The organism is Vibrio jasicida CAIM 1864 = LMG 25398 (assembly GCF_000400365.1).
In the GTDB taxonomy this organism is placed as follows: domain Bacteria; phylum Pseudomonadota; class Gammaproteobacteria; order Enterobacterales; family Vibrionaceae; genus Vibrio; species Vibrio jasicida.
Genome location: NZ_BAOG01000082.1, coordinates 89716 through 102672, shown reverse-complemented (window position 1 = coordinate 102672; position 12957 = coordinate 89716). Strand labels below are relative to the sequence as shown.

Genomic DNA, 12957 nt, shown 5'->3' with positions numbered 1-12957 from the left:
CCCGCCTCACGCTCATCACGTTTAAACTTACTTGGCGATAGGAAAGTCGCTAACGCCATGCCCAGAGGCGGGGTACAAATCGCGATACCGACGCCACCCATTAGCCACGGTTGCGTATTTACCTGTGTTTGAGCAAACAAGGTCGCCACTTTGTTGATAGGGCCGCCCATGTCAAACGCGGTCATTGCGCCCAGTACGGTGCCCAACATCACTTTGCCAGAGCCCGCCATACCTGTGAGCACATCGTTCATGGTCGTCATTGCGCTGGCGATAGGTGAACCAATCACCCACATCACTGCGCCACAGGTGACAAACGTACCAACCAGTGGGTAGATAAAGATAGAGCCGAGCGAACTCATGCTGTCCGGCAATTGAATCTTCTTCAGTAGCCAAACCACAAAGCCGGCGAAAAATCCGACGACAATCGCGCCCAAGAAGCCGGTGTTGTAGTGACTAACCGCAATCCATGAGCCAATCATACCCGGAGCCAGACCCGGCTTATCCGCAATCGAATAGGCAATGTAACCACCCAATACCGCAGTAAAGAGCGTCAAGCCTGCGATACCCATCTCAGCGATATCTGCCAGAATCCCCTCTTCCGGAACACCTCCATGACCTGAAATCATCACAGACAGAGACAGCAATACGCCGCCCGCGACAATAAACGGAATCATATGAGAGGTGCCAAACAGTAAGTGTTCTTTCATTCTGCCGAGCTTTTGCGCCCAAGGGCTGAGTGGCTCAGATGCAAACTCTAAAGGATCGATACCAGAGTCATTCGTGTTCGATTGAATATCAGTAAGTAGCTCGCGCGCTTCCTCCACCGACTCCGCCGCTTTTAACTTGTTAACGAAACCATCTTCAATGATTTTGGTGGAAATTTGTGCCAAGACTTCGATGTGATGATGGTCATCCCCATCCGGAGAAGCCAGCATAAAAAATACGTCAGACAGTTCGCCGTCATCGGCACCGTAATCAATCCCTTTTCGGCTGATGCCCACTGCGACTGCGGGTTTAGCGACCGCATTACTTTTGGCGTGAGGAATGGCAATACCCTCGTCAAAGCCGGTATTGCCAATCTCTTCTCGTTTCCAAATGTCCGCCAAGAACTGACTTTTGCTAGTGAGCTTGCCCGCCGCGTCCAACAATTCGACGAGCTCTTTGAGCGCTTCATCTTTGGTTTGAGCCTGCAAATCCAAGCAAATGGTTTCCGGCTCAATAAGGTTTAATATGTCCATTGTTTGTACCTTGCAATGTTCACGCTCGAGAGTCATGAGTTATTTATTCCATCTATGACTGTGTACAGAGTAACCAACACTCGTCCTTTCCAATACAGGACAAAAAGTGCATTAACTGGATTAATGTAACATGAGATTTAAACTGTGATAGAGCTCTTGCGATTATCTGCTTTAAATCCATCCTTCCGACGGTCACTATGCTAAAATCCACAAAAAAATAAAGTGGATAGAACATGAAGATCGTAGCGGTGACAGCGTGCCCTACAGGCATCGCTCATACTTATATGGCGGCAGATGCACTAATGAAAGCTGCGCCTAAGCATAACGTACAAATTAAGGTTGAGACGCAAGGCGCGATGGGTATTGAGAATCAGCTCACTCCCCACGATATTGCACAAGCGGATCGTGTCTTAATTGTGTCCGATATTGAGATTGAACAACCAGCTCGCTTTGAAGGCACCAACAAAGTCCAAATCCCTATTGAAGACGTGTTACTTAATGTCGATAAAGTGTTCCTTGTACACTGTCGATGATACGCTGTGCTGATGAACGAATACCAGATCACCTTTTTTGTCGATGATATCAATGCCAGTGCTCACGTAGCGCAGCCCCTTAATCGCGTCGCCAAAAAGTTCAAAAGCACATTACACATCATCAACATAACCCAAAATCGCGTTGCTGAGCTCACTAAGTCAATCGCGGTTTTACAAGTTGGCTTGCAGCAAGGCGACTTGTGTCAAATCACGGCTATTGGTATTGATGCCGAGCTTGCCTGTTTCGTTATCAAAGATATGATTGCTGAGAACTTTACCGTTGTGGGTTCTCACATCAACTACGAGTTCTCAAGCCAACTTGCTGAGCGTCTTCCGCAAATCTGCCCGCCTTGTGAAATTAAATGGCATTACGCCAAAGCGCACACTGAACTCACCAAATTTGAGTGCTTGAAAGGGCTAGCGCAACTGATTCATCCGATTCACCCAGACGAACTCATTCTCGCCTTTATCAAACGCGAAGAACGATCCTCAACCGCAGTAACACCGGGCATTGCTCTACCACATGTCATGTTCGAAGGTGTGGACCACATCTCTGTTGCGGTTATCGCTAACGAGATTCCGATGGATTGGGCATCAAAAATGGGGGAAGTGCATCTTGCTATCGCATTAGTAATGCCAGCGAAACCGACTCGCGAACACATCATTGCGGCAACCAACTTAACCCGTAACCTGCTGACCGACCAAATGGCTGAGCGTTTACTGCTAACAAAAAGCAGCGTCGACTTGCAGGCGCTTCTGATGTACGCCATGTCGAGGCTGCTTGCTTAGGATCTGTTCTAGATTGAACCGCGATATTCCGTTGGCGTTCTGCCCGTGCGGTTCTTAAAGACTCGGCAGAAGTAGTTCACATCTTTGAATCCACAGCGCACCGATACCTCATTCAACTTAAAGTTGTATTTCTTGAGCATAAATTTTGCGCGGTCTACTCGTACCCACGTAATGTAATCGGCTAGCGTCATGTGACCTTGCTGACGGAACAAACGCGATAAATGGTTAGAAGAGATGCTGAACCTCGACGCAATACTGTCACGTGTAATTGGGCGGTGAAAGTTCTCTTGGATGTAGATACAAATGCCCTGATACAGATCTTGCACTCGGCTGTGCGCCTGCGTCTCTATAGGTGCATCTAACATCGACTTAGCGTATTGCAACAAGGCTTGTAGCAACAACTCATCCATTGGCTTCTTATTACACTCACGAGCTAATGAACTCAGTGCTTCCAAGATATTATCAATGGCAAATCCAGAACGAGTTTGAATACTGTGCTTTTGGATATCGTAAAAGCTCGCTTCCCCTTTACGTTTGGACACGAGACTCAAACCCAATTGACGGCGACCGAAGAGAATACTTAATACCGAGCAATCTGTATCCCAGTCAGGTTTATTCCAACAGTTAGGCGGAATAAATATCGCATCACCGCTTTTCGCCACGATATGCGTCACTTTGCGATCATGACTTTCCATTTCATTAATATATTCACCAGACAAGACCAATTCTAATCGAGGGAAGTTAACCTGATAGCTAAATTCAGGTGGTGTATGAAAATCACCAGCAAACCATATATTATGGAATGGTTCTCGCTCGTTTAATACTGATGAAATCAAATCATGAAAAATCATTTTACGTACTCTTAAACACGCATCCATGATGCTATACCTATAGATATACACCCTACTGGATTTTTGTGCTATTGAGCAAAATCACACTTCCACTTTAACGTTACAAAAATTCAGTTAACGCATCAATTATCCAGTCTAGAAAATCATCAACAAAGTCTTCAAACCCTTATATATGGGAGCAATAACACATTTCACTTATGGTTCATCGACTTCCACATAATGTCACAGATATGCAGTAAGTTTATCCAGTAGACGATCTACATCACACTCTAGTCGGGCGGTTACAATCATCCAGTAAATGCATTTTTTCTTCACTACTGTCTCCGCTTGGTTAATTTCAAAATACCCCTGAAATAAAAATTATATTTATAGGGGTTCGACAATGATCACCAAACTAATAAATGAAGACTTGATTAAGCTTGATCTTCAAGCGACTTCAAAAGAAGACGTATTTAAAGAACTGGTTGCAGTTCTACACGCCCAAGGTCGTATTTCAGACCAAGAGCAATTTCTTGCAGATATAAAAGCACGTGAAGAGTTAGGTAATACCGGATTTGAGGATGGCGTTGCTATCCCACACGCGAAAAGTGCCGCGGTTCTTGAACCAGCGGTTGTGATCGGCGTAAGCAAATCAGGTATCGAATACGGCGCTGAAGACGGTTTGCCTTCAAAACTGTTCTTCATGATCGCTTCTCCAGACGGTGGCGATAACCACCATATCGAAGTTCTTGCAGAGCTGTCTTCAAAACTGATTGAAGATGGTTTCATTGATGCATTCTTAGGTACAGCAAACAGCCAAGACGCACTGGCACTCCTACTTGCTAAAGAAGAGCCGCAAGCAGTGACAGACGCACCAGCAAACCAAGGCTTCATCATTGGTGTTACTGGTTGTCCTGCGGGCGTTGCACACACTTACCTAGCGGCAGAAGCGCTAGAGAAAGGTGCAGCAGCGATGGGTTACGAAATCAAGGTTGAAACGAACGGTTCAATCGGTGTGAAAAACAGCCCAACCGCAGAAGAAATCGAACGTGCAGACGCAATCATCGTGGCATGTGACAAACAAGTCGACATGAACCGCTTTGCGGGCAAACGCGTGGTTAAAACCAACGTAAAAGCACCTATCCGCGATGCACAAGGTCTGATTAACGAAGCGTTAAGCGCTCCAGAATACCAAGCAGAAGCAAGCAGCAATGCACAAGCGTCTGTTGCAAACAAAGCCTCTCAGGCTCGCTCGGACCTCTACCGCTACTTGATGAACGGTGTATCACACATGATCCCATTCGTTGTAACAGGTGGTCTGTTGATTGCACTTGCTCTTGCAGTCGGTGGTCAGCCAAGTGAAGCGGGCATGGCAATTCCTGAAGGCAGCATGTGGAACCAAATCCTCAACGTAGGTGTGGTTGCCTTTACGCTGATGATCCCAATCCTAGCGGGTTACATTGCTTACGCGATTGCTGACCGTCCTGCTCTAGCTCCTGGCTTGATCGGTGGTTGGATTGCAAACAACGGTTCTTTCTACGGTGCAGACGCAGGTACAGGCTTTATCGGTGCCATCATCGCTGGTCTGCTTGTGGGTTACTTCGTGAAGTGGATTACGTCGATTAACTACCACAAATTCATTCAACCTTTGGTGCCAATCATGATTGCGCCAATCACAGGTTCGCTATTCATCGCTGGTCTTTTCATCTTCGTTATCGGCGCGCCAATCGCAAGCCTAATGGACGGTCTGACTGCACTACTAACAAGCATGAGTACAGGTAACGTCGTTCTACTAGGCATCGTACTTGGTGGTATGGCTGGCTTCGATATGGGTGGTCCATTCAACAAGGTCGCGTTCCTATTCTCTGTGGGCATGATTGCGAGCGGTCAAACTCAATTTATGGGTGCGATGGCGTGTGCAATCCCTGTTGCACCTCTAGGCATGGCACTGGCAACGGCGCTTGGTCGTAAGTTCGACCTGTTCGAAGAATCAGAAACCGAAGCGGGCAAAGCAGCTGGTGCAATGGGTCTGGTTGGTATCTCTGAGGGTGCGATTCCGTTCGCAGCGCAAGATCCAATGTCAGTGATTCCTGCAAACGTACTTGGCTCAATGGTAGCGGCAGTAATGGCGTTCTCATTCGGCATTACCAACAGTGTTGCTCACGGCGGTCCAGTTGTGGCTCTACTTGGCGCGATGAACCACCCAGTACTTGCTCTGATTTGTATGGCAGCTGGCGCAGTAGTTACCGCAGTAACGTGTGTAACTCTGAAGAAAGTTCGCAAAGCAAAAATGATGCAAGCGGCCGCTTAATCACCCCTACCCCCAAATGGCTCCTATGGCTTGGGCAATGTCGCCCAAGCCATGATTTTCTCTCATGGTGACACTCTATGTCTGATTTAACGATGTCCGATACACAAACGATTCAAACTCAAGCTAAGCATCAGATGTTTTTCCTGATGAACAACGTGATTCAAAACTACGCTTGGGGCAGTACTACTTCTGTTAACCAACTGTTTGGCATTGAAAACCCAACGGGCGAACCACAAGCAGAAGTATGGATGGGCGCGCATCCAAACGGTTGCTCATTGGTGATGGTAAACGGTGAGGAGACCAAGCTCTCTTCACTGATTGCTCAAGACATGAATGCCTTTCTGAGTGAAGAAGTCACAAACCGTTTTGGTGAACTTCCATACCTGTTTAAAGTGCTTGCCGCTGAGAAAGCGCTGTCGATTCAGGTCCACCCAAACAAACAACAAGCAGAGCTAGGTTTTGCACTGGAAGAAAAACAAGGCATCCCCTTAACCGCTGCAAACCGCAACTACAAAGATCCAAACCACAAACCGGAATTGGTTTACGCGCTAACCCAATACCAAGCGATGAATGGCTTCCGCCCAACAAGTGAAATCATCAGCTTCTTCTCTGAGCTGGCAATTCCTGAGCTACAAGGCCTGGTGGATGACCTTATCGCAAACCAGACGCCAACAGGCTTGGCGACCTTCTTCTCGGGTCTACTATCACTAGAAGGTGAACAGAAAGAGATGGCGTTGACGGTGCTATTGGCTCAAGCTCGCATCACCGACTTACCTCTGTTCAACCTTATTCTTGAGCTAGAGAAGCAATACCCTGGCGATATTGGTTTGTTTGCACCACTGATGCTTAATGTCATTACCCTACAACCGGGCGATGCCATGTTCTTAGATGCAGAAACGCCACACGCTTACTTAAAAGGTACGGGGCTTGAGATCATGGCGAACTCAGACAACGTACTGCGCGCGGGTCTGACACCAAAATACATGGACGTGAAAGAACTTGTTGCATGCACACGTTTCAACGAGAAGCCGTTCGACAGCCTATTGCTCGCACCAAACGAAATCGACGACATGTTGGAATACCCTATTCCCGTGGATGATTTCAAATTCGCCATCGTTAAGCAAGCTCACCAGCGTACTCTTGAAGTTCAAACCGCTGAGATCCTTATGCCTCTGGATACCAAACTTGTGCTGACTCACGCAAACGGCGAAACATGCGAAGTTGAAAAAGGACAATCAGTTTTCATTCCGGCTTACGCAAAACAGGTTACTTTGGATTGTGAAGGTCGCGTCGCACGCGCTTACAGTTAATCGTTATTGTTAATAGTACGCAACTAAAACCAACGCCTCGCCACTCGCGGGGCGTTTTGCTTTTAACCTTAGTCTTTTTAACCCTAGTAAAGCAATGGTTAATTGAGCACTATAGTCTTGATCCAAAAAAGAAAAATTTCCCTACAAAACCAAGAAACTGTGTAAGACTTATTGAGTAGCCCTGTTGACAAAGGTGGCAAGATGACTCATAGAAACGCTCGCTCTCTTCATGCCATTATCGGCGCACTCGTCGGTGATGCAGCATCTCTCGGATTTCATTGGCTTTACGATCAAGAACTCGTCAGGCAGTTTGGTTCTCCACATCCGGAATTTCATCAACCTAACCGAACTGAATACCATGACAAAGGTTATTTTGCCCACGGTAGCAAGCGAGTCGGTGATCTCACCCACTACGGCGCACAGCTTGTTGCCATGTTAGACGCTCTGGTTCAAACCGGACACTACGACGAGGCGCGTTACATTCGCTCCTTTCGAGAATGGTTTGATTTTGGTGGTAAATGGCAGGGCTATACAGACAAACCGACAAAGCAAACACTGCTCAACATTCATGCATTAGAAGACAAAGAACTGCGCGTAACTTTGTGCGGGGCTGACGACACTCAGAACACAGCATTATCCAAGCTTCCGCCTTTGGTGGCTTTTCATTCCGATGATGACAAACTCGCTAAATTGGTCGATTCCGCCGTGCGGGTTACCAATAACAACGACACCGCAGTTATGTATGCCCAAGCTATCGCAGTGATGATTCAGATGGCGTTGCAAGGCGCTGCGCCCAAAGCGTGTGTGATGGCAGCTCAGACGGTTTCTCCAAAGATTGCTAACAATATTCAACGTGCAGAATCGATGAGCGGCAGAAGCGCCACCAGCGTTGCGGAGTCCGTTGGGATGCATTGCGGTTTAGACGCTTCATTTGTGGTGATTTGTCATTTGTTGATGAACTCAGAAAGCTACGAAACCACCATGCGTGAGAACATTTACTGTGGCGGCGATTCAAGTGGACGAGCTATTCCGCTCGGTGCCATTCTTGGGGCAAGTTACTACGACTCACCAATGTCGATTCCAAATCACTGGATGGATAAAACCGCACTACCTCGCCGTTTACTGCAGTGTTTATAAAAGAAGGGGATGTTGCGGATTCAGGGCAAAAAAGAGGCCCATGAGAGCCTCTTGCTATGCGTTACTCGGCGGGTACTGCCACTGAGCGGAACTTGAAAAGCTTCTTAGGAGCTTTGGTTAACAAAATGCCAAACATAAGAGGTAGCATTAAGATAATCGACTGCTCTGAAAGCATCTCTCCATTAATAAACGCGGATAGGAATAACGCGACCAAAGGGAAAATCAGAAAACAAATCGAAGCTTGAAACGGTGTCGAAACCTGACCAAGTTTAAAGTAAGCCACAATACCGCCAACACTTGCTACAAAGCCAAGATAAACCACCGCTAGAACTGAGTCGTAAGTAAACGCCAATACATCAATTTGCTCAAAGGCTGCTGATAAAGCAAATAGTAGAAGAGAAGCAATAAAACAAGGCAGTGCATTATAAGTCAGCACCTGAATGTCCTTACAGTATTTTTGAACTAGCACATACATCACTGCATGCATTGCCACCGCGAGAGCTAATGACATCGTACCCAGTAAGTAATCTTCCCCACCCAGTTGCATCTCGTTGCCCAAAATCAGACAAAGACTTACCACTGCCGTCAACAAGCCAAACACTTGGTGACGCGCTAAACGCAGCCCTAAAAACAGGCCAGACATTAGCATCACCGCAACCGGCATGTTGGCAAAAATAATCGATGCAAGACCCGATGAGATGTATTGCTCTCCGTAAATCATCAGAGTAAACGGCATCGCAAAGTAGAAAACAGCCACGATAAAAATCCAATGACGTTTACCCTTTGGGAACATCAAAGGTTGTTTGAATGCTTTTGCCATCACAAACAGCAAAGGCGCAGCAAGGAAAAAACGCATACCTGTGGCAAGAACAGGGGGAATAGAGTGCAATGCGACTTCCATTGCGAACCAAGTGGTTCCCCAGATCAAACACACGGATAGAAAGAGTACAGCAGTAAAAGATTTTGAATTCATGACGACGACTTACTTAAAACATTTAATATTCACTGGCTTGTTTCACCAGATTGACGTGCCACATTTTAAAAACTTCCATCTAGAAATGTTTTACCATTTACAAACACTATTTAAATAGATATGGAAATTTATTCTACAAAAGCCTTAATTAGAGAAAATTTACTCCACAAAAAAGACACATGGCAATGTCATTGTTTTATTTGTGGTTTTAGAAAGCTATAAAGTGTGCGATCCAAGTTGAGCGCAGTAAATCGTTCTAAATGGAGTTTATCCTTCATAAATCACATGTACTAACCACTCCATCACCTTAACGGCGTAGTAGTGTGATGGCTGACAATATATATAACCAATAGCATATAATTCTTTAGCAATCCTTAACGCTCTGACTGAGCCAATGCAGGCTAGGGTATTTTTTAGGGTTCGCACAGACAAGTAAAGCTGTCAGAGAGTCTCAGCAAAGTTAAAAATGCACCAGTCATTAACTGGTGCATAAAGCGAAAGGTTGAATACTGACTAATCTAAAAGACTATAGAGATTCAAAGCCAACACTAGCTTCCGTATAGCCTTTTCTTTCTGAGTTGTAGTCGATAGCAACATTCAAGTGACCTGATAGTTCACCTTCTGCGGCATAAACTGGGCAAGTTGCAACATGCGAAAGGTACGTTGCCTCTGTCGGCTTCATAAAGTAGTAAATTTGCTGCAACTCACACTCACCTACGCTCTTACCAGATGACTGAAGACTTGCTCTTTGCTGATGAAAGTTAGGAGCAGCATCTAAAAGGTAGCTTGGTGTTAGCGTGTAGATATGAGTCTGATAGATATCGGTAAACTCGTGGCCCGCTTTGTACATTTGGCTGCCCATATCGTAAACGACGTTTAAGTGCCAATAAGCAATTTCGGATTCATCCGTAACTTGCGCACCAGGTTTTGAGTACATACAAGTAATCTGGCTATGTGGGGTTTCCATATCTTGATCAGCCATGTGGCCTCTCTTGATAGACTGGATACCACAACGATGCAGCGTAAAACCAGAAGACGCCATACGATCATGGACTTGATGAGCAGATTCAAACTTTGTATGTACTCCCTCAGGCGTGCTACTGGTGATATCAACTGAGTTGTTGGCATGAGCTTGTAGGCTAATACCAGCGATGAAGACGACTGCAACTTTTATATTTTTCATAGTAATGTTCTATTCTCCTCATTAGATTCGAGAGGGAAACTAACTCACTAAACAAATATGAAACAACTTTAATATAAAAATTTGTGATATTAGATCCATATATCAGGACTAAAATTACCACAAAATCATATAAAACCCTTTTTATTCATATAATTAACAGCAAATCAACTCAGTAAAAGCCTGTTTTATTCTCCCTTCTAGAACGAACGCTTGCCAAATGTGCTTAAACTTTATTTTACTTTCATAGTCTGCTTACAATGAAAGATAACCAACTGAGAGAGCATGTATGGACCTTAACTTGTTAAAAACGTTTGATGCGGTCATGAAGTCAAAAAGCGTCAACGATGCCGCTACCGCGTTAAACATCACTGCGCCCGCCGTGAGTCACGCACTCAACAAGTTAAGAGATCAATACCAAGATCCCCTCTTTGTTCGTCAAGGCAGAGGTATCGTGCCGACGAATTTCGCGATTGAGTTACACGCAGAAATTAAAGAGCCTTTAAGCCTATTGATCAACGGTTCGAAATCTCGTCAAGAATTCACGCCAGAAACCAGCCAACGCACGTTTCGAATCTCTAGCCATAAAGATATCGATTTAATGCTCGTGCCAGCCTTGGCGAAATACAAATCTCAGCATGCGCCATTGGTATCTATTGAAGCGGATGTGGAACACTTAAACGAACAAGACCGTCAAGACGACTTAAGACGTCGACGCGTGGATGTGATCCTTGCTACCGTGCCTTTGACGGATCATGGTTATCACAATGAATTGCTGTTTGAACAGGAACTTATGGTGACAGTGAGCAAAGATCATCCTCGTATTCAAAACACGCTCACGTACGACGACTTCATGCGTGAGTCTCATGTAACTTGGCGAACGCAGCGGCTCAACACCAACGCTTTAGACTCTTTGATCATCGAAGATACGCTTCCCCCGAGACAAGTGGCTTATTCCACCGGCTCGACCATGACAGCGCTACAGTTAGTGTCTCAAACCGATTGGATATGCGTTACCTCGCGTTGGTTCTCTGACAACTTGGCAAGCAAGCTCGGATTAAACGCTTTCCCTTTGCCCTTTGAAGCCAATAAGGTGCCTATTTACATGACTTGGCACCAATCACAAAAGAACGACAAAGGGCATGAATGGCTAAGGAACGCGATTAAACAAGCGGTCACTCAATCCATTTAGTAACAGACGAGCAATAGCAGTACACCCATACAAAAAGGGCAAAACCTGCAGCTTTGCCCTTGATGTCATTAGCCTTCGAATAACCAGTTTTGCCAACTCTGCATTCTCAGAATCACTTTACGTACGATGCTGAACATTTCCCATTTAGGTGAGTACACCGCGACGTGTGCATCTGTGCCGGAGGGCAATGGCATGTCTTTGACTAAGTCTGGATTATCCAATTCCACTTTCACTAAGATTCGGCCACCAGCAGGAATTTGCTCTGGGTACTTCATGTTGCCTGATGGTGATATCGCGCCTTGAGCAAAAATGTCATTTACTTGTGTCACATGGGCCTTGTAAGCATGACCGGGAATGGTATTGAAGGTCACTTCTGCCGGATACCCGACTTTCACATATCGTGCTGGTGCTTGTTTAAATGCAGCAAACAGCTGTTTGTCTTCTTTGTGAACGAAGGTCAGGTTGCCTTGAAACGGCACAATACGACTCTTCATACCCGGACGCAGCGCCACTTGCGTGACATAGCCATCCGTTGGTGCGGTAACGGTGGTTTTGCTCAGATTAAACTGTGCAACTTCGAGCTCGGATTGGTATTTGCTTTGATTGGCTTTTTGCTCCAGTAATTGGTTCTCAATGTTGTCGATTTTCTCTTGAGAAGAGTAACCTTTGCTGCCCAGCTTTTTGTATCTCGCTAATTCAGATTGGTAAAAATCAATCGCTGATTCCGTGCGTTTGATGTCACTTTGAATACGGTTCACTTTGTCTTTAAATGGCGTTTCGTCAATTTGGTAAAGTGGGTCACCCGCTTTCACTTGCTGGTTTCCTTGCACATACACTTGGGTAACCATGCCTTCTACCTGAGAAGTGATTGGCGTCGTCACGCTATACAAACGCGCCATACGAGAAACCGGTTGATACATCGCCATGTAGAGAAAAATCCAACCAACGATGAACATGCCAATGACCGACGCCGTGGTGAGTGTCCACTTGGTTTTAGGCACACGAAATACTCGAAACACGATAACGCACAGCGCTACGTAACTTAGGATGATGAGTGTTTCCATTATTCTTCCCCTCTCGCTTGCTCAAGTTGATTGATGCGGACCAACAGTTGCTCGTAATCTTGTTGAGATATCGAAGGCTTAGCACCTAACCAGTTTTTCTTCTCCCCGTCGTACATGGTTGCCCAGATCCAAAGGAACGGCCAAATCACATGAAGGAAGAACAAGCTCACCCATCCCGCAACATGAATCGCATCGGCATGAGGGTGGTTACGTTTTTTCGCAATTTCGTAGGGAATATCGTGCAGGGCAATCAATCCAAAAATCAGAATCAACAGCACCACAAATAAGATCGCCAGAGAGGCGTAGTCCAGGGTTAAATTCATTGTGGAAGCTCCTAGTTTAAGACGTTCTAGACGTTTAAGACGCACTAAACACTGCTAAAACGTAACTGAGTGATGAC

Annotated in this window: 12 protein-coding genes; 6 read left to right on the top strand and 6 right to left on the bottom strand. The window is 45.7% G+C overall.

Going from position 1 to position 12957, the window contains the following annotated elements:
- A partial coding sequence (locus tag VJL_RS20655; protein WP_038881102.1) for a PTS fructose transporter subunit IIABC occupies nt 1-1238 on the bottom strand: 1238 nt, incomplete at its 3' end.
- Between the two features lie 233 nt (nt 1239-1471).
- Between VJL_RS20655 and VJL_RS20650 the strand changes: the two genes are divergently transcribed.
- Both VJL_RS20650 and VJL_RS20645 read left to right on the top strand, forming a co-directional pair.
- Complete coding sequence (locus VJL_RS20650; RefSeq protein WP_005441202.1) at nt 1472-1771, top strand: PTS fructose transporter subunit IIB; 300 nt, start codon at nt 1472-1474, stop codon at nt 1769-1771.
- 12 nt (nt 1772-1783) lie between these two features.
- A complete protein-coding gene (locus tag VJL_RS20645; RefSeq protein ID WP_017819357.1) occupies nt 1784-2560 on the top strand; it encodes a PTS sugar transporter subunit IIA in 777 nt (258 codons plus the stop codon).
- Nucleotides 2561-2568: 8 nt separating this feature from the next.
- Here the strand turns inward: VJL_RS20645 and VJL_RS20640 are convergent, their stop codons facing one another.
- The gene (locus tag VJL_RS20640) at nt 2569-3411 is read right to left on the bottom strand and encodes a helix-turn-helix transcriptional regulator (protein ID WP_038881100.1); all 843 of its coding nucleotides are present in this window, start codon (nt 3409-3411) and stop codon (nt 2569-2571) included.
- A 382-nt stretch (nt 3412-3793) separates the two neighbouring features.
- Here VJL_RS20640 and VJL_RS20635 point away from each other — a divergent pair, with 382 nt between their 5' ends.
- From VJL_RS20635 to VJL_RS20625, 3 genes are all read left to right on the top strand, one after another.
- Complete coding sequence (locus tag VJL_RS20635; protein ID WP_038881097.1) at nt 3794-5701, top strand: PTS fructose transporter subunit IIABC; 1908 nt, start codon at nt 3794-3796, stop codon at nt 5699-5701.
- A 77-nt stretch (nt 5702-5778) separates the two neighbouring features.
- Nucleotides 5779-7011 carry a mannose-6-phosphate isomerase, class I gene (gene manA, locus VJL_RS20630; RefSeq protein WP_038881094.1) on the top strand — a complete coding sequence of 411 codons (1233 nt, stop codon included), beginning with the start codon at nt 5779-5781 and terminating at the stop codon, nt 7009-7011.
- Nucleotides 7012-7212: 201 nt separating this feature from the next.
- Nucleotides 7213-8148 carry an ADP-ribosylglycohydrolase family protein gene (locus tag VJL_RS20625; protein WP_038881093.1) on the top strand — a complete coding sequence of 312 codons (936 nt, stop codon included), beginning with the start codon at nt 7213-7215 and terminating at the stop codon, nt 8146-8148.
- A gap of 61 nt (nt 8149-8209) precedes the next feature.
- Here VJL_RS20625 and VJL_RS20620 read toward each other — a convergent pair whose 3' ends face one another.
- Both VJL_RS20620 and VJL_RS20615 read right to left on the bottom strand, forming a co-directional pair.
- Complete coding sequence (locus VJL_RS20620; RefSeq protein ID WP_038881090.1) at nt 8210-9121, bottom strand: DMT family transporter; 912 nt, start codon at nt 9119-9121, stop codon at nt 8210-8212.
- 526 nt (nt 9122-9647) lie between these two features.
- Nucleotides 9648-10304 carry a hypothetical protein gene (locus VJL_RS20615; RefSeq protein ID WP_038881087.1) on the bottom strand — a complete coding sequence of 219 codons (657 nt, stop codon included), beginning with the start codon at nt 10302-10304 and terminating at the stop codon, nt 9648-9650.
- A 286-nt stretch (nt 10305-10590) separates the two neighbouring features.
- On the opposite strand from VJL_RS20615, the gene VJL_RS20610 reads away from it, so the two are divergent.
- A complete protein-coding gene (locus tag VJL_RS20610) occupies nt 10591-11493 on the top strand; it encodes a LysR family transcriptional regulator (protein ID WP_038881086.1) in 903 nt (300 codons plus the stop codon).
- Nucleotides 11494-11561: 68 nt separating this feature from the next.
- Here VJL_RS20610 and VJL_RS20605 read toward each other — a convergent pair whose 3' ends face one another.
- Together VJL_RS20605 and VJL_RS20600 are read right to left on the bottom strand one after the other, a co-directional pair.
- Nucleotides 11562-12557 carry an HlyD family secretion protein gene (locus tag VJL_RS20605; protein ID WP_038881084.1) on the bottom strand — a complete coding sequence of 332 codons (996 nt, stop codon included), beginning with the start codon at nt 12555-12557 and terminating at the stop codon, nt 11562-11564.
- Entirely contained in the window at nt 12557-12880 is a 324-nt protein-coding gene (locus VJL_RS20600; protein WP_038881081.1) for a DUF3302 domain-containing protein, read from the bottom strand. The genes VJL_RS20605 and VJL_RS20600 overlap by 1 nt, the downstream gene beginning before the upstream one ends.
- Between the last annotated feature and the right edge of the window lie 77 nt (nt 12881-12957).